Annotated in this window: 18 protein-coding genes; 5 read left to right on the forward strand and 13 right to left on the reverse strand. The window is 39.2% G+C overall.

Features of this window, described 5'->3' with window-relative positions:
• The first annotated feature begins 96 nt into the window (after nt 1-96).
• A complete protein-coding gene (locus V7108_RS17535) occupies nt 97-999 on the forward strand; it encodes an EamA family transporter (protein WP_335517732.1) in 903 nt (300 codons plus the stop codon).
• 203 nt (nt 1,000-1,202) lie between these two features.
• On the opposite strand, the gene V7108_RS17540 is transcribed toward V7108_RS17535, so the two are convergent.
• Entirely contained in the window at nt 1,203-1,838 is a 636-nt protein-coding gene (locus V7108_RS17540; protein WP_335517735.1) for a YczE/YyaS/YitT family protein, read from the reverse strand.
• Nucleotides 1,839-2,278: 440 nt separating this feature from the next.
• Here V7108_RS17540 and V7108_RS17545 point away from each other — a divergent pair, with 440 nt between their 5' ends.
• From V7108_RS17545 to V7108_RS17560, 4 genes are read left to right on the forward strand one after another with little or no spacing between them, the layout of a single operon-like run.
• Nucleotides 2,279-3,466, forward strand: coding sequence for a hypothetical protein (locus V7108_RS17545; protein ID WP_335568960.1), 1,188 nt, complete (start codon nt 2,279-2,281; stop codon nt 3,464-3,466).
• Between the two features lie 12 nt (nt 3,467-3,478).
• On the forward strand, nt 3,479-4,039 hold the full coding sequence (locus V7108_RS17550; protein ID WP_335517742.1) for a hypothetical protein: 561 nt from the start codon (nt 3,479-3,481) through the stop codon (nt 4,037-4,039).
• A gap of 20 nt (nt 4,040-4,059) precedes the next feature.
• Entirely contained in the window at nt 4,060-4,638 is a 579-nt protein-coding gene (locus V7108_RS17555; protein ID WP_335568961.1) for a hypothetical protein, read from the forward strand.
• Nucleotides 4,639-4,667: 29 nt separating this feature from the next.
• Nucleotides 4,668-5,402: a hypothetical protein gene (locus V7108_RS17560; protein ID WP_335568962.1), complete on the forward strand. Its 735-nt coding sequence runs from the start codon at nt 4,668-4,670 to the stop codon at nt 5,400-5,402.
• A 191-nt stretch (nt 5,403-5,593) separates the two neighbouring features.
• Here V7108_RS17560 and V7108_RS17565 read toward each other — a convergent pair whose 3' ends face one another.
• The 12 genes from V7108_RS17565 to V7108_RS17620 form a co-directional block, all read right to left on the reverse strand.
• A complete protein-coding gene (locus V7108_RS17565; RefSeq protein WP_335568963.1) occupies nt 5,594-6,085 on the reverse strand; it encodes an OsmC family protein in 492 nt (163 codons plus the stop codon).
• Nucleotides 6,078-7,259, reverse strand: a complete 1,182-nt coding sequence (locus V7108_RS17570) for a cobalamin-independent methionine synthase II family protein (protein WP_335517755.1) — start codon at nt 7,257-7,259, stop codon at nt 6,078-6,080. The genes V7108_RS17565 and V7108_RS17570 overlap by 8 nt, the downstream gene beginning before the upstream one ends.
• A gap of 95 nt (nt 7,260-7,354) precedes the next feature.
• Nucleotides 7,355-8,176, reverse strand: a complete 822-nt coding sequence (locus V7108_RS17575) for a phosphate/phosphite/phosphonate ABC transporter substrate-binding protein (protein WP_335568964.1) — start codon at nt 8,174-8,176, stop codon at nt 7,355-7,357.
• Nucleotides 8,177-8,192: 16 nt separating this feature from the next.
• Complete coding sequence (locus V7108_RS17580) at nt 8,193-9,320, reverse strand: acyl-CoA dehydrogenase family protein (protein ID WP_335568965.1); 1,128 nt, start codon at nt 9,318-9,320, stop codon at nt 8,193-8,195.
• 794 nt (nt 9,321-10,114) lie between these two features.
• Entirely contained in the window at nt 10,115-11,065 is a 951-nt protein-coding gene (locus tag V7108_RS17585; protein WP_335518188.1) for an aminoimidazole riboside kinase, read from the reverse strand.
• A 12-nt stretch (nt 11,066-11,077) separates the two neighbouring features.
• Nucleotides 11,078-12,466 carry a sucrose-6-phosphate hydrolase gene (locus V7108_RS17590; protein WP_335518191.1) on the reverse strand — a complete coding sequence of 463 codons (1,389 nt, stop codon included), beginning with the start codon at nt 12,464-12,466 and terminating at the stop codon, nt 11,078-11,080.
• A 42-nt stretch (nt 12,467-12,508) separates the two neighbouring features.
• A complete protein-coding gene (locus tag V7108_RS17595; protein ID WP_335518194.1) occupies nt 12,509-13,903 on the reverse strand; it encodes a sucrose-specific PTS transporter subunit IIBC in 1,395 nt (464 codons plus the stop codon).
• 157 nt (nt 13,904-14,060) lie between these two features.
• Nucleotides 14,061-15,050, reverse strand: a complete 990-nt coding sequence (locus tag V7108_RS17600; protein ID WP_335518197.1) for a LacI family DNA-binding transcriptional regulator — start codon at nt 15,048-15,050, stop codon at nt 14,061-14,063.
• Between the two features lie 138 nt (nt 15,051-15,188).
• Nucleotides 15,189-15,359, reverse strand: a complete 171-nt coding sequence (locus V7108_RS17605) for a hypothetical protein (protein ID WP_335518200.1) — start codon at nt 15,357-15,359, stop codon at nt 15,189-15,191.
• Entirely contained in the window at nt 15,341-15,811 is a 471-nt protein-coding gene (locus V7108_RS17610; protein ID WP_335518202.1) for a YczE/YyaS/YitT family protein, read from the reverse strand. The genes V7108_RS17605 and V7108_RS17610 overlap by 19 nt, the downstream gene beginning before the upstream one ends.
• 240 nt (nt 15,812-16,051) lie before the next feature.
• Complete coding sequence (locus V7108_RS17615) at nt 16,052-16,669, reverse strand: SGNH/GDSL hydrolase family protein (protein ID WP_335568966.1); 618 nt, start codon at nt 16,667-16,669, stop codon at nt 16,052-16,054.
• 31 nt (nt 16,670-16,700) lie between these two features.
• Nucleotides 16,701-18,266, reverse strand: coding sequence for a hypothetical protein (locus tag V7108_RS17620; RefSeq protein ID WP_335518208.1), 1,566 nt, complete (start codon nt 18,264-18,266; stop codon nt 16,701-16,703).
• Between the last annotated feature and the right edge of the window lie 21 nt (nt 18,267-18,287).

Consider the following 18,287-nt stretch of genomic DNA (forward strand, 5'->3'; position numbering starts at 1 on the left):
TCTAAACCCCTCACTTAAAGGAGTTACTAGGAACAACCTTTTTTTCTATTTATGATATAATAATTTGATAGTTTTTTGCTCCAAGGAGGTATCATCATGAAAGGCAATAAAGGGATTTTATTTATATTAGTAGGTGCTGGCTGCTTTGGTTTTACACCGATATTTGCTAAATTGGGATTTAACTACGGCTATTCTCTTGGCCAAATTAATATCGTTCAAATGATCATTTCCTCATTTTTATTATGGTCTTTGACTCTACTTAAACGCAGCAGCTTTAAGGGACTTAATAGGAAAAATATTCCCCAAATTATGGTAACTGGTTGTTTTATCGGCTTAACAAGTATCTTTTATTATGGTGCGATGCAATATCTGCCGGCCTCATTGGCCATCATTTTAATGTTCCAATTCGTTTGGATAGGAATAATTTTAGAATGGATTTTTAGTAAAATAAAACCTGCTCCTATCACCATATTGTCCATCATTTTAATTTTGATCGGGGTCTTTTTTGCTTCCAATTTATTAAATGGCGATCTACAGGGACTACCTTTGAAAGGCTTCCTTTTTGGAATTTTATCCGCATTCACTTATGCCGGATTTATTTTTTTCAGCGGAAAGGTAGCTGTAAATGTAGACCCATTGACTCGGACTTCTTTAATGGCAACAGGGTCAACTATCTTAGTACTTGTCCTATTCATGCGTGACATTCCATCCGTACTGCCATTCGAGGCAAATTTGCTAACAACTGCACTTGGTGTTTCGCTATTTGGAGCAGTCCTTCCCCCGCTATTTTTCGCTGTTGGCGCACCATTGGTTTCAGGTGGAATCGCCAATATACTTACATCGATTGAATTACCAGTCGCTATCCTATCTGCCAGCATTATTTTGTCAGAGGAGATAACTCCGCTTCAGTGGTTAGGCACGGCTATTATTCTAGCAGCCATTGCTTTAAATGAACTTGGCAGTAGTATTTTTAGGGTCAGGAAACATCTTAAGGGGTAGAGTTTTTGGATGCTTTTATTATGAAAAAGGGTCAAGCCCCTTTTTCCGTTCTGGGGAATATCTTTTTATGAATTAATCATACACGGCACTGGCTCATATTTCATAGACTACCTTAAAATGGATGTGGAAAAGGGTTAAAAATAACTTACTATCAACAAAGGCGCAGATTAGTGATCTGCGCCTTCTGTAATGGAACTGCGGAACTAAACCGCTAGTTTATTATCAGCTTTTTCATCGAGTAAAAACTTTAGTAGATTTTTAGACTTCGGTAAGGAAATTCCTACAACTGGTCCTAATAGGAATGCAATGATTACTGTTCCAATGCCCACTGGCCCTCCTAATGCCCAACCAAGTAGAAGTACTAGTACTTCCATTCCACTGCGAACCCGTTGTATACTCCAGCCTGTTTTCCCTATAATCAATAGCATGATTCCATCACGCGGTCCAGAACCCAAACCAGCCGACATATAGATTCCTGTTCCAACACCCATAAGAACTGCACCTATGCTAAAGAATATGACAGCACCAATTACACTATTGGTACTTGGCAAAAGCCAGATAAAGAAATCCGTAAACAAGCCAATCAACAGCATATTTAAAAACGCACCAATTTTAGGCAGTTTTTTCGTTGCAATGAAGGTAACCATTAATAATAGCAAGCCCATAATGATATTCCATGTGCCAATCGTCAGTCCGATTCGCAAAAACAGTCCATAGTGAAACACATCCCAAGGCCCTATTCCTATTACTTTTCCTTCAACTGTTAAGGCAATGCCCAACCCAAATACGATTAATCCAAAAATAAAAAAAGACCAGCGACAAATCTTTTCTTTTCTCATAACTGCTCCTTTAAATGCATAAATTTTCTCTTACGTATAATACCATAACTAGCAATCTAAAAGTATATTTAATATATGGAATCCAGTGTAAGACTAATATATTTAAGGTTGATTCCCCCAACTTCCATGGATAAATAACCCGTTTAAAAAACAAACGAAAATAAAGCTAATGTTATGTTCTTACAAAGTGTGACACCTTCTCGAACCAAGTTAACTCTTGGATTTTGGCTTTACTCCATCCAATTCGTAAATTTCTATGTAGTGGTTACATAGAGACTTCACGACCTGAAACTTCCAGAAGACTTTCCTTAATCATTCTCTACATACTCCTGTGATAGGCACCTATATAGTATTAAATTCCTATTTTAAACCTGCCGAATATTCGTTATGGTAAAATATAGGGATTTTTCATAATGATCCAGGGTGAAGGTGGAATGGAATTGTCTACAATTAAGGTGAATTTAACAGGTATTCAACAAACGATTCCCGAGGTTCATACTTGTTCAAATAAACTTTCTAACATTAAAAATCAGTTAACCGGTTTAAAGTCGGGTATCGATACAAGAATAATAAACCGCCGAGGAATTGGCGCCAGATTAAATCATACGGTACAGGCAACAAATGAATTGGAAATGAAACTTAAAGCACTCGAAAACTTCCTTCGTATTTCAATAGAAAAATATGTACAAGCCGAACAAATTATAGAGCGAAAGTCCCAATCACTACAAGGTGCGGATTCGAAAGCGGCCACTACAATCGGAATCCATCTGGCACTTGGGAATTCCACTTTTCGATCGAATAACGGACTTAGTGCATTAGGTTTAGGAACTTTTCAAAATGCTGCTCTTTTTAGAGGAGCACCGGCTTGGAGCACTTCCATAAATGGAAAATTCCCGAGTGTATCGAAGAACGCGGACATAAGCTGGGGTCAACTTTTATTAAAAAAATGGAATCAGGCTGTTGGTGAAACAACAAATGCTTGGACCCGCGGGACGAACTATATCGGAAATCAAGCCACCCATGCTTGGAATCGCAGCACTAACTATATTGAAAATCAGGCAGGCGATGCTTGGAACTATGTGGAAACGAAACGCAAGCAAATGATCACTACTTATGAATTTGCAAAAGACAATAAAACAGATATTTTTAATGCTCTGCTAGAAACTGGAGTGAGAAAGACTCTTGATATCACCCCGAGTGGACAGGATTTTAGGGAACGGCTGGAGTATTTCCATTATGAGCAGAGAAAAGAAATGAATGGCCCCCCTCCAATCTATGAAGAGGTAAAAGACCCTGCATCGGGATGGATCAGACTCCCTGTGGAGATGTCGATTTATCATGATAATAATCAAGGCGAGCCTGAACTGAAATTCATCCATCCTGATGGCAGAGAAGCTGTGTTTAATGGAGACGATCATAGCCTTGTAACGGACCCCCGGTATATAGGAACTTATAATTATATTAATCCATCCCTGCAACCTGAAGGTTTTCCGACAAACAAGGAGGAGTTACTAGAATGGATAGAGTTCGGTAAAACTGGAATTGGCCATGTTGCTACAGATGTTGTCCCTTATTATATGGTTGGACAAAAGAACGAACGGGATCAACAAAGATTTTTAAATGATTAGGGGTGGTTAAGTATGTTTAAGAGGTTAGTAAAATTTTTTACGATTGGAATGCTTGCTATAAATCTTGCTGGCTGTCAAACAGCTACCATTATCGATTTATTTCATGCCAAAACAGAAAAGCTTCAAGTAACGGAAGTTGTTTTTTCAAATCCTGCCTATGAACCCAATAGGGTGGGTACTGTTTTCTTTGCTCCTTATACTGTACAAAATGAGTCTGATACCGATCCCGTCTATTACAAGTATTCTTTATATCTTAAAGCCTTTAGACTCGTGGAAAATAGCAATCCGGTTACCATCAATAGTGTTAAAGTGAAGGGAACGAAAGATGTAACCTTTAAAGAGCTTTCTAAAGATTTGTCCATTCCTTTGGAGTTTTCCGACTGGGAGGGCTCCATTCAAAAGAGTGACAATCTTCTTTTTGAAGAAATAAACGAAGAAAATATGAAACTAACGGACGACAGTATTATTACGGTTTTAGTCAACGTAAGTGTAGAAGAAAATGGAGAAACCATTACAAAGGATTTAACCTTTGAATTAGAAACAAGATCCCGAACCTATTCGGTTCAACAGTAATTTCTTAAGGGGGCTGAAGTGTGTTTAAGAGATTACTTAAAATTCTGAGTATAGGTGTGCTTTCTATTAGTCTGGCCGGCTGTCAAAAGGACTCAATCATCGATCTGATTCATGCTGACACGGAAAAGATGAAGATTTCGGAAGAAGTTTTCTCTGACGATGCCTATAAGCCTTATGTTGTGGGAGAGGTACTCTTCATGCCCTACATGAGACATGCTGGCTTTGAAAAGGATGAGGAAGGCAATGATTATACCAATTTCACGCTGAAATTAGCCGCTTATAAACAGCAGGATAATATGAATACTATTTTGATAAATAGCATTAAAATCGTTGGAACTAAAGATGTTAATTTCGAAGAAATAACGAAGGATTTAGCACTTCCTCTGGAGTTTACTGCGGATGAAGAACTTCCATCTATCCAGCTAAGCGATAATGTTCTTTTTGAAAAAATAAACGGCAATAAAAATTTAAATCTCACCGATAACAGCATGATTACCGTTGCTATAAACGTAAGCGTCACAGCGGATACCGAAACGATTACCAAGGATTTAACGTATGAGTTTAACACAAGAATCCGAACTTATTCGGTTCAAAGATAAACGTCCCAAAAAAGGGAGTGTCACTATTTATGGATATTAGGTTATCATCAAAGGAAATTTATTTTTTGAGTGAGCTGCTTCATATAGAAGTAATTGTAGGAATGACGGATCCTTTTGCAGGAAATACCCAAAGCGAGTTAAAGGAAGCTCTTTTTCAAATACAAGAGGATTTGATCGAAAAAGAAATTCTTTTTGAAAAAGAAACCTTTGAAATCGAACGAAGGGTTGCGATTCTGATCAATGCGATGCGACCACAGTCAGTTTACCTGCGATTGAGTAGGATTGAGCAACATCAGCAGGAGGACACCCATTATTACTTTACACCTAAGCTTGTAGTAAAAAGAACTAAAGCTCCCGATGCAGATATACATAAGATTGAATTAATCGGAACCCCTCTCGAGGCATTTACAGAAATCGTGGAGCGGTTTTCTCTGTCTCATGTGGAAAAAGTAGATTCTAGGAGCATTTATTTATCGAGGGATACCTTTAACCAATTGTTACAGAGTCAGCCCGTTGATATGGGCCCTGAAATAGAAGCATTCCTTTATAGTTTGAAAACACGGAAATTAGCAGGACAAGTCGAGGTCATCACATGGGATGATCAACGAGGTAACTGGGATACCGCGGATTTAAGTTTTATTCACGGTGAAAACGGTGTTTGGCTCACCACTCCAGAAACCGTCGAAGGCGTGAAAATAGTCTATATACAGCCTGTTGCTGGAGTGGAAATTGAAGAACAAATAAAAAAATTGATTTTAGAGTGAAGAAGCTGTCTCGAATAATTTAGGGACAGCCTTTTTTGTAAGAATATCAAGCTATCCACCAGAAAAACCCTGAAATTGTAAAATTGTTTATCTATTTTAATATAAAAATAGATATCCTGCCTGAATTTTTCGGTTCTTCCAGGAACAGAATAATTCCATTTCAATGGCTGCTTACCATTTGAATTGAGCACTTATAAAAGCTTTTTAAAAAAGACCTCAAGTTCCATTGATTTTTTTAACGTATTGTAAATAGGGGAATTTTTAAGTGCCCTGAAGCACAAGTCATTAAAATCTTTGTCCTCAAGATCTAAAAATAAAAAAACGGTAACGGTTATTTTTTTGATAAACGGTTCTTGATCATATCCTTTTACACCTACCAAGTACAGAGGATTTTCCAGTGTTAGGTTCAAAACCCCTTCTATTTCTTCAATCTTGGAACCCCTTTTTTCCGACTGCTGCAGTAGAGTCAATAGTATGCTGCTTAAAACTGAACCAGCAAAGTATTCAATACTACTAATTTGTTGGTATTCTGAGTCAAAGCTGATTTGCTTCTCGATTTCAAAGCTATTTTTACTTGTAAAAATTTTTACAGTTGAAAGGTCATTTGACGTTCCCCTAAAGCTCATGTCAAAAATCCTAGACTCATATAAAGTGTTTAATTCAGCTTTCGACTTTTTATTCATATTTGCTCCTGAGTATGGAACTTGCTTCTGTTAATGAGCGTATTTTTCTAGAGATATTCTCAAGTATGTTAACGGGACTATTTGAGAAGGTTGCAAAACCGCAATCCGTATTCAGCCACACTTTTTCTCTTGGAAGATAATTTATTGCCTCTTCCGCTCTAGTAAGGATGGAGTCCAATGTTTCAATTTCATCTGTACGTGGGTTTATCACACCTAAACCAAGTGTTGTGAGCTCTCTGATTCTTGAATCAGTCAATAATGAGCTTAACTCCCCTGCTCTTGGTGTTGAAAATTCAAGTGTTAAAAGGTCCGGGTTCACCTCTGCAAATAAATCAAGCAAAGGAGTATAGGATCCTGATAATAAAATGCTCTCATTCTTGCTCCAGTTTCCTCTGCAGACATGTAAAGAAGCAACTGTCTTTGTCCTATCTATATGCCCCATAACTTGACCAATCAAGGAGCAGGCAAATTCGAGCTCCTCTTTAGGATCCTTTCTCTCGGAAAGAGCAGCACACATAAATGACCTTGGCTTTCCCTCTGTGAAAACAACCTCAGTCAAAACTGGTTCGTCTAATTGAATCACATCAACCCCTATGTCCATAAGATGGTCTATCTCTTCCTTCATGATTTTTATTACGTCTTGCCCTAGTTCTTCCTTGCTCCCATAAATCTTACCAGAGAGAGTAGGAAGCCACATTGATCTGGTAAGAAGATAGGGACCCGGCATGGTAATTTTAATGGGTTTATTGGTGAACTTCTTCATCGTCATAAGCTCATTTGCAACAATATCACCATTGTAGTTCAACTTACCAACACAAATAGCATTTTTAATACTGACTGCTGGAACATCAAGCGTGGTTAAAATATTCTCAAAAGCTTTTTTATCCTCAATATAATCGAGCATTTCACTCATGCTCATCATTCTTACTCCGCCAATTTTATCGGAAACAAAGGACACATAGTTATCCCGTCCGATCTCTCCACTTGTAATGATATCAATCCCTAAATTCTCCTGAAGCTTGACGACCTTTTGCGTTTCACTCTCAATAAGCTTGTTGAAGTCGTTTCGTCCAATCGTTCCTCTTCTATTCATTCTAAGGGCTTTTAGAACCTCTTTTGATCTTGGCATACTTCCTATTAACGAAGTGGGAAATAGCGGTAATGACCTTATCATGTCATTCAACTCCAAAACTCAATGTAAAGTACAAGAGAAGCAGCGGAAAAACCACACGCTTCTCTTTTTTATTACCGATTTCATTAGTCCTCTATTTATCTAGTAAGCACCCTTTTAAGATAGTCATGAGCTTCACATAATTGCTGAAATCCTGTGATTCTGCCTTCAACCCATTCCTTTAACCCTTCCATATCCATCATCTTTTGATGGGCTTCATTGGAATAGTCCATTCGATGGAGCACCTTTTGCCATTCTTTAAACCTTTCATGTGAAAACTCAGGATGAGCGACGAAAATACAGTGGTCATACAAATCCGTCGTGTCTATGCATACCAATTGATTTTCATCAATACTTCCATCCTTCTTCCAAGCTTCCCAGTTCAAATCCAGCGTGACAGAAGCATCTACTGTTCCCTCCAACAATGCTTTAATAGCCTCTAGCTCACCTCCGATATGGTCTCCATGGAGGCCGATGCCAATATCAAATCTTATCTCTGTGTAATCTTCTCCATACTCAAGTCCATTTTTATACAAATGGTTGATTGGGATCAATCTTGCTTGCGGAGAGTCAATCGCTCCAAAACCAATCGTCCTGCCCCTAAGTCCATCAAGATTGGTGACGCCGCTATCTTTTCTAACAATAAAGCAGGACTTTCTGTCTCTGTCCGTATCTCTCATGGATCCCATCTGGCATTTGCCATTGGTTCTCGTATACGCATCCAGCCATGCTAAGGGCGAATTCCAGGCGATATCAATCTCTCTGTTCATTAGACCGTCAACCTGTTTTTCATAATCCTTATAGAAGATACATTCGATTTCAAGCCCTTCCTCTTTGAAAAAATCTGCGATAATGCCCCAGATCACTGTAACTCTCGGATCATAAATAACTGCACTGACTTTTATTGTATCATTACTCAATGCGCTCACCCTTTCCTTATGGAATCATCTGACCAGTTAGTGCTTTTCCTAGCCAAACAGCCAGAACGTCGGCACTTGGGGCCATAATTTGACCGGCATATGCATCTCTCAGAAGTCTTTCTGTAGGGAGTGCCTTATTGTATGCTTTCCCTCCTCCCACTCTCATGGCAAGTCTTCCACATTCGATTGCAGCTTCTGATGCCACGATTCTTGCAGCCAGGATCTTTGCGAGCGCGTCGGCTTCCCCATTTGCACCTGCTCTGGCAGCATCTAGCGTGATAGCTTTGGCAGCAGCTGCATGTTTATAAATGTTTCCAATATGCACCTGGACTGTTTCAATATTTGAAAGTGTCCTTCCATCAGGATATTGCCTATCAACAACATGATTGCTGGCGATTTCAAACATATGCAATGCGGTACCGCTGTAAACTGCTCCAAGCCCTGTAACAAAAAATGGAGCTACTACGTTAAATACCTGCTCTTCGCCTGAACCTTCTTCGCCGATCCGCAAGGATGAGTCCAATGTCACATGATCAATGTTCATTGGACAGGATGAATTACCTCTCATTCCAAGACCATTCCATTTGGCCATTTCAAACGATAGACCTTTTGTTTCCAGAGGAAATACCCAGTTATTAATTTTTCCTTCTTCCACAGATGGTGCAAGAACGAGGTAGTAGGAAGCATATGTAGCAGAGGTTACCATGCTCTTACTTCCATTAAATGTTGTGTAATCTCCGTTAATTTCCGTAGTCATGCCTGAAATATAAAAGTTTGTCCCTGTTCCAAACTCGCTGTATGCCAGTGCCATGAATTTCCCATTTTCTATAATGTCGGTAAAAATTTTCTCCTTTAACTCCTCACTGCCATGAGCTAAAACACACATCACCGCAACATTGTGCATCATATAGCAAAGAGCTGTAGTGGCGCATGATTCTGCAAATGCCAGACAGGCCTGTGCATGCTCTTCAAGCCCTTTCCCGTGTCCGCCATATTGTCTAGGTATGAGCAGTTTTAAAAAACCCTTTTCATTTAGCTTTTTAAATGACTCTTCAGGAAATATCGACTCCTTGTCAATCATTTCTGTATAAGGCAGTATGTAGGACCTTGCAAATTCCTTACCTTCAAAATAAACATTGTTCAAGCTATCTCCTCCTTATTTTTTCATGTCCTATAAAAATCTATTAATCTAATTGAATATTATGTAGGATATTTCCAATTATTTTTTTGAAAATTAGAGTAAGGACTAATCCTTCTAGCTGCTCGTTTCGTTTTGTCCTCAAGATCTCGCATTGAGGACTAATCCTTCTGGCTGCTCGTTTGGTTTTGTCCTCAAGACCCCGGATTGAGGACTAATCCTTCTGGCTACTCTTACTGATTTGTCCTCAAGACCCCTCATTGAGGACTAATCCTTCTGGCTGCTCGTTTTGTTTTGTCCCCAAGACCCCAGATTGAGGACTAATCCTTCTGGCTGCTCTTACTGATTTGTCCTCAAGACCCCGCATTGAGGACTAATCCTTCTGGCTCCTCTTACTGATTGGTCCTCAAGACCCCGGATTGAGGACTAATCCTTCTGGCTGCTCGTTTCGTTTTGTCCTCAAGACCCCGCATTGAGGACTAATCCTTCTGGCTCCTCTTACTGATTGGTCCTCAAGACCCCGGATTGAGGACCAATCCTTCTGGCTCCTCTTACTGATTAGTCCTCAAGACCCCGGATTGAGGACTAATCCTTCCGGCTGCTCTTACTGATTTGTCCTCAAGACCCCGCATTGAGGACAAATCCTTCTGACCTGTCTTGGTGATAAGTCCTCAAGCGATGTTATGATGACCATCTCCACGACTTTCCTAGGAATTCTGTTCATCATCGGCATAATGAACTCAACAAGAACAAAAAAGGTGCATACTAATAAAAAGTACACACCTTTTCCATACCATGTATTAAGCTTTTTCCCTTGCTAATCTGTCTTTGATTTCCTCTAGTGCAGGCAGACCCGTCATGGCGCCTTTTTTGGTCGTGGCTAAACCGCCGGAAACACTTGCAAATTGGATAACTTCACTTATTTCCTGTTCCGAAAACTTATCTAAGGCTTTTCCAGCTTCATTCACCGAATAAAGAATTCCGGAAACAAATGCATCACCGGCCCCAGTTGTATCAACCACCTTGCATTCCAATGCAGGCACCTTTCCAATCTGGCCTTTAAATCGGTACATACAACCCTCTCCGCCTAATGTCACCAAAACCAGCGGCAAATCAGGTAATTGCCCCATCCCTTCTTCTAAATGGCTGCAGCCTGTTAAAAAGATAAGCTCTTCCTCGGAAACTTTTAAGATATCTGCATGGGAAAGAGTAGCAAGGATGGTCCCCTTCGCCTGTTCTTCAGAATCCCACAAACCCAACCGAAGATTCGGATCATACGAAATCAACATACCTTTTTCCTTCGCCAGCTCAATCGCCCGAAGTGTGGCTGATTTAGCCGGCTCGCTGATTAATGAGATTGAACCGAAATGAAAAATCTGATGCTGTTCAAATAGTAACGGATCCAATTCTTCTTTTCTTAAAAATCGGTCCGCACTCGGATTGATATAAAAACTGAAACTCCGCTCTCCGGAAGACTCCAATGTAACAAACGTAAGCCCTGTTCTGGCTTCATCTGTAAACTTCATCGATTGTGTATTGACACCGTAATCTATCAACGTCTTCTTAAGGAAATGCCCTAGGACATCATTTCCGACCTTGCCAAGGAAAGTTGCCTTCCCTCCAAGCTTTGCAATTCCAACAGAAACATTAGCCGGTGCACCGCCCGGAGCTTTTTGATATGTTAAATTGTCGGAATCAAGCGGGATAAAATCAATAAGGGCTTCGCCTAAACATAAAACTCCGTTCATCATCGTCACCTCTGTCTAACCAAGATTCCACTTGGTCCATTTAAATTCTGCTTCCCCTTCAATGCTAATCATAGTATCTTTCGGTTTTGGAAAATACCGTGCCGTAAATACCTCTTCACCGTCATTGATGAAAATCTCCAGAGAGGAATGGTCCATAAAAATTTGCAACGTAGAAACTGAATCTATTTTACAGGATCTTTTTTCGAATTCTCCTGTCTTTAAACTTCTTCTTTTTAACGTAAGCTTATCAGAATCAAAGCTTAGGTAAGCTTCATTACGAAATGAGATTTCAAATGGACCGGCTTTTACAAAGTCCACAAGTAATTCTGTTGAAGTCCCTTCGCATGTATTCCCTTCCACAACTTCTTGAGTCTTTCGCAGCTTCTTTAATTCGTCCACTGGCTTTTGAAAAATTTTCCCGTTATGAAGCTGTAATTCTCTTGGGATGGTTAGGGCATGGACCCAATGATTCGCGATGGTCGGCTGATAAGCTTCCTGCTCATCAGTTATTCCCATCCAGGCATATAGAATCGTTCTATCTGACTCATCCTTAAAGGTTTGCGGTGCATAGAAGTCAAAGCCGCGGTCAAGTTCGGTAAACGGGCCATGCTGGAACTTTATGCTCTTATTATTTAACTCTCCAATAAAATATCCAGATTGAAACAAATTATGATAGAGATCCCCTTCTGGCTCAAGCCCCTGCGGCGAAACCAACAAGACATCTTTACCATTTAAATGAATCAAGTCCGGACATTCCCACATATAGCCAAAGTCCCCGAGTCCATTCATACCGGAGCCTGCAATCGGGCCCGCTTCCTCCCAATGATACAAGTCTTTTGAGTGAAACAATACCGCTATACCCTTTTCATCCAAGGTTTGCGCCCCGACTACCATATACCAGGTATCATCTTTTTTCCAAACCTTTGGATCGCGGAAATGGGCTGTATACTGTTCTGGAAGCTGTAATACCGGGCCATGCTTTTCAAAAAGCATTCCATCTTCAGACACCGCAAGGCATTGATACGTTTCTCGAGTTCCATCTTCTTGCTTCACATTCCCTGTATAAAAGAGATACAGTTTTCCATCCGCTTCTACGGCGCTGCCAGAATAACAGCCGTTTCTTTCATACCACTCACTTGGGGCCAAGGCAATCGGCTCCTCCCGCCAATGGACCATATCCTCGGACGTAAAGTGCCCCCAAAACTTAGCACCATGCGTTGTATCAAATGGATTCCACTGGTAAAAAACATGATAAATCCCTTTAAATTGAATTAATCCATTAGGGTCGTTTAACAATCCAACAGGCGGCATGAGATGATAGTCTAACCGGTAATGATCGTTTATTACCTTATTCTTATATTTTTCTACTTCATTGTACGCTGTTTGAACAAGGATTTCTGTCATTTCAGAACCTCCAATTAAAAAGAAAAGGCAAGTTAACCTTGCCTATTTCTCCACTTCTTTATCTGAATAGCCGAACATCCAAGTTAAAATGAAGGCTACGGCGATTGCAACGACGTTTACTAAAATATATTGTAAAATCTGCCCATTTAGATAAAGCAGGGTTCCAGGAATAACGGTAACCGCCATACCTGTTGCCTTTAGTCCAAGAATGGAAGCTAAAAATCCTCCTGCAGCACCGCCAATCAGTGCCATAATAAATGGTTTTCCGTAACGAAGATTTACCCCGAAGATGGCTGGCTCAGTGATTCCTAAAAATGCTGAGAATGAGGAAGGCAGAGCCAGTGCTTTTAATTTTGCAGATTTTGTTTTTAATCCTACTGCCAGGGCAGCACCGCCCTGTGCCGCAACCGAACACGTTATAATCGCGTTGTAAGGGTTGTTTTTGAATTCAGCCAGCAGTTGAATTTCTAACATATTGAATACATGGTGAACACCTGTGATTACAATCAGCTGGTTTAATCCGCCAATTAATAGACCCGCCAATCCAAATGGCCATGAAAGGACATTGGTCGCAACATTTAAGATACCTTGCTCAACTGTATGGAAGATTGGGCCGAGGACTAATAGTGCAAGAGCACTCATCACAAGTAGCGTAACAAAAGGAGTAACAATTAAATCCAATGCTTCAGGAACACGTTTTCTAATCGCTCTTTCAAGCTTCGCTCCAATAATACCGGCAATAAAGGCTGGGATCACAGAACCTTGATAACCAACTACCGGAATAAAGTCGAAGAAACGTAGCGCTTCTTCACTGCCGCCTGCAACTGCATAGGCATTAGGCAAGGCAGGTGAAACCAGCATGAGTCCGAGAATCAATCCAATAATTGGAGTTCCGCCAAATACTCTAAACGTTGACCAGGCAACAAGAGCCGGCAGGAAGATAAAGGCTGTATCCGTTAACACCTGTGTAAAGAGCAAGAAGTTTTGTGATACATCCTCCGGCTTCATTCCAAATAAAGCTAATAGTTGGTCCTGCATCACCAAACCGCGAAGACCCATAAAGAGACCTGTTGCCACTAGAACCGGAATAATCGGTACAAATACGTCCCCAAAAGTACGGATTGCTCTTTGAAATTTTGTTCCGCTTTTTACTGCTTCTTTTTTCTGATCAGTTGCGGACTTTGTATCGAGTCCTAAGTTGGATACTTCTTCGTAAATTTTATTTACTGTACCGGTGCCAAAGATAATTTGGTATTGACCGGAATTATAGAAAGCTCCCTTTACTTTATTGATTTGTTCTACCTGTTCTTGGTTGATTTTTTCTTTATCATTGACCATGATTCTTAGTCGTGTTGCACAATGGGCTACTGATTGGATATTCTCCTCGCCCCCAACAGCTTCGATCACATCTTGCGCAATTTTGCGATTTTCTGACATCGTATTCACCTCAGTTTTTAGTATGGAATCGATTCCAGATAGTAAAAAAAAAATTTCTCTTATTTTGTGGAATGTATCCTACATTTATACCTTGTGGAATCGATTCCCTTTTTTGAAAAAATAAAGTGCAACCGTTGTGGAATCGATTACACACTAATTATATACTGGAACGTTCCAGAAGTCTATACTTAATTGTCTTAACGGTTTCATGATAATTTTCACCTTTTATTTGCGCCAATAATAAACTGGCAGCCTCGCGCCCTGCCTCTTCCACTGAAAAATCAATTGTGGTCAAAGGAGGAGAAATATGTCTTGCCAGCTCTGAGGCACCCATTCCAGTAACAGCGATATCCGTTGGGATGGAAAGTCCTTTATCTTTAATGTAATGGGACGCACCTATCGCAAGCCGGTCCGTCACAGCCACCACCGCATTAGGTGTTCGTTTGGAGGTTTCCATGATGGTCTTCATGCAATCATAACCCGAATCGACATTAAAAATTCCTGTTTGCACCCAGCTTTCCTCAACACCTAACTGATTCTCTTTCATCGCATCCAGGTAACCCAACTTCCGTAAATACCCAACTGAATAGTCTTCCTCCGTTACGCCGATAAAAGCAATATTTTTATAGCCTTTTTTAATCAAGTAATAAATCATATCTTTAGATGCCTGATAATCATCAAACAGGACATTGGCCAAACCGGAGATAGGCTGCCCAACAGTAACAAATGGAATTTTTAACTGATAAATCTCTTCCACTAATGGCGGGTTAATATTGGTCGCCGACAGGATCATGCCATCGACATGTCTGCTTTTTAACAGCTTTAAGTATTCAATCTCTTTTTCCGGATTGAGATTGGTATTGGCTAATAGGATTTGATAACCCTCTTTTGCGAAAATTTCGTCCAATCCACTTACAAGCCGGCTCGATGTTTCCGTACTGATTTTAGGGAGAATCACACCAATAACCTTTGTCTTTTTCGTCCGTAATGATTTAGCATTTTCACTAGGGATATATCCGGTTTCTTCAATTACCTTTAATACTCTTCTTTTCGCGTCCTCACTAACATACCCCGTATTATTTATGATTCTTGAAACGGTAGTACGCGAAACATTTGCCCTTTCGGCTATTTCTTTAATGGTTACCATCCATGGATCCTCCTGGACTCAAATTATCCTATACCTATTTTATTTTAACACTCTTGTTATCTTTATCAACAAAGTGCGGAACCAGGATGATTAACTGATAGTTAGTTAATCATCCTGGTTCCGCTGGAAACATGTCCGTTAAACTGCTAGTTTATTATCTGCTTTTTCCTCGAGTAAAAACCTTAGCAGTTTTTTAGACTGTGGTAAAGAAATTCCTACAATTGGTCCTAAAAGGAAGGCAATAATTACTGTTCCGACACCAACTGGACCTCCTAATGCCCAACCAAGTATTAGTACGAGTACTTCCATTCACTACGAACCCGTTGAATACTCCAGCCTGTCTTTCCGATAATCAATAGCATGATTCCATCACGCGGTCCAGAGCCCAAATCAGCCGACATGTAGATTCCCGTTCCAACCCCCATGAGAACTGCACCTATGCTAAAGAAAATTACAGCTCCTATTAAACTATTGGTACTTGGCAAAAGCCAGATAAAGAAATCTGTAAATAAGCCAATCAACAGCATATTTAAAAACGCACCAATTTTAGGCAGCTTTTTCGTTGCAATAAAGGAAACCATTAATAATAGCAAGCCCATAATGATATTCCATGTTCCGATTGTTAGCCCGATTCGCAAAAACAATCCATAGTGAAACACATCCCAAGGACCTATTCCTATTAACTTTCCTCCGACTGTTAAGGCAATGCCCAACCCAAATACGATTAATCCAAAAATAAAAAAAACCAGCGGCAAATCCATTCTTTTCTCATAATTGCCCCTTTAAATACGATATTTTCACACTGGTACTATACCATAACTAGTAAGCTAAAAGTATATAAAAAACATGGAATCCTGAGAGACTACCTTTATCTTAGGTTGATTTCCTGTTTTTATAGCATAAAAAACCTCGTTTATTTTCTAAACGAGGTTGGTACATTTAAATAAACATTACCTTCATAATGCAATAGGTTTCAAGTTGAAGTAGTAAGTCTTCCTTCTCTACCCTAATACTAACTTTGTTGCTTTTACCCATGCTTTTGCCATCAGCATATTCCCCAACGAATTCATATGGACACCATCTATTGTAAGAGGATTATCATTACTAGACTCCAAAAATCCAATAAACGCTTGGTGTGTTGGGACGACAGTTGCATTATATTTATCTGCTAATCGATGAATAGCTTCAATATATGGGATGAGCAATTTATTTCCTAAAGAGTGAACATCTTCTTCAATAATCGTTGGCTCCATTAGTACAATAGAGGCTTTTGTTTTTGTTGTAATGCTTGTAAGGAGAGAATCATAAATTTTTTCAAATTGCTCTGGATATACTTGATCTATCTCAGGAGAATCGACTTGTCGCCATACATCATTAATACCGATTGAGATAGAAACAAAATCCGGATTTAAGGAAATAACATCACTCTCCCAGCGATTGGCCAAATCTGTCACACGATTCCCACTGATACCTTTATTAAAAATGGCCAAATTCCGATTTGGATAGGTAACCTTTAAATAATCATGAAGCAAACGCACATAGCCAGTACCTATTGGATCATCTTCACTTATTCCCCACCATGTAATACTATCCCCAATAAAGACAATTCGTTGTTTCATATTCTTACTCCCACCGTTCCATATCTCATTTTTACTTATCATTCCACTCAGATAGGTACTCTGCTAATTTTTCGTTTAAGTACTGTATATAAAAGCAAATCATACTATAAGGATCGACAATTTCTTGTACAGCATTGCCCTTCAATTGTTCAAGATCCTTTTTCCATTTTAATAAATCATTACAAACTAACTGTAAGTCTTTATGACCTACTACTTTTTCTGGATCCATAATCCGATTTGGAAATAATGGCACATTCCATTTAGAGACTTCCGATAGTATAGATTCAATCTTTCCTAACGCATGTTTGACTTCAGCTTCATGTTCATCAAAAACGGAAAAAAAGTCTGTTTCTACATCTTCAAAAACATCTCCCCAACTTAATCGAGCAAAGTAATAACCATTCATTAACTGAGTTGATTTCCATGGATACAAAAAATCTAGTTCAGTTGCATGTTCTTTTGGAAGATAAGGAACAATCAAATTAACAATATTTTCTATTCCTAGCTGATAAAAAGACTCGATATCTTCATGAATCCGTTTGAATAATGGTGGAAATAAATCACCAAGCATAAAATGATCACTATAGTATTCAAAAACGGCTAATTCCTTATTCCATGCTTTTGTTGCATCACACCATTTTTGTAGTACATCCATTGCCCTTTCTTCATTTCTGAAAGATTGCTGATAGTTTCTACCCCAATAGGCGAATAATGTATTCACAGATTTTGAGTTTTCCACATCGTCCGTTAACTCTAACATTTTCCACGATAGACCCGCATTGTAGGCAATATGTTCAACGTGAATTTTGGGAAGTTCACTTTGGATTTGTTCAGTAAACGCGATATAATGAGCTAAAAACGGTTGGTCATCTTCTACTCCAATATCAGCAGGCCATAATGATACTCTTTCTATCGAGCTGGTTTCAGCACAATAATCCTTTATTTTTTTGATGATCAAGTCCTTCCAACTGTCATCTGCAAAATTGATCTGTTGTTTTTCTATAACAGAAGTTTCCTTTAATAAGTAGTGCATACTATGACCGCCCAAAGTGATTGACAATCCACGTTTTTCAATCTCTTTTACCACAATATGTTTCACTTTATCCCATAACATGAATGTAAAAAATAGTTCATTTAGATAATGTTTGGCTGCCCAGTCGATTAACTGTACTAGAAAATCAGGTTCATCATAGTTTTCAACAACCAACCCTCTCCGTTTCATTTTTCCTTTAGATATAGCAGGAACAAGGATTCTTTGATCATCAAATGTGATTTTTTCATTTGGAAAAAAACTAACCCACTTATAACCAAAAAGATTTTTACAAAGATGATAAACACCAAATAGGACTGAACGTGGGTTTGCACCAACAATATAAATTACACTTTCTTTTTGAATCAGTTGAAATGCATCGATTGATGCGCCATCTTGAAATAATGGTTGATCAATGAAGCCAATTTGAAGAAAATCTTTTTCCACCCCTAATACAAATGAATAATGGATGGGCTGTTTAACTTCTTCTGCATATTTGTGTAACTCTTCTTTCGCAAATTTAACAGGGGTTTCATCCGTTAAAATTGTACAGTTAATGGTAGACATATAAACATCTCCTTGCTTTAG

It is taken from the genome of Neobacillus vireti (genome assembly GCF_036962345.1).
Classification (GTDB): Bacteria; Bacillota; Bacilli; order Bacillales; family Cytobacillaceae; genus Neobacillus; species Neobacillus vireti_A.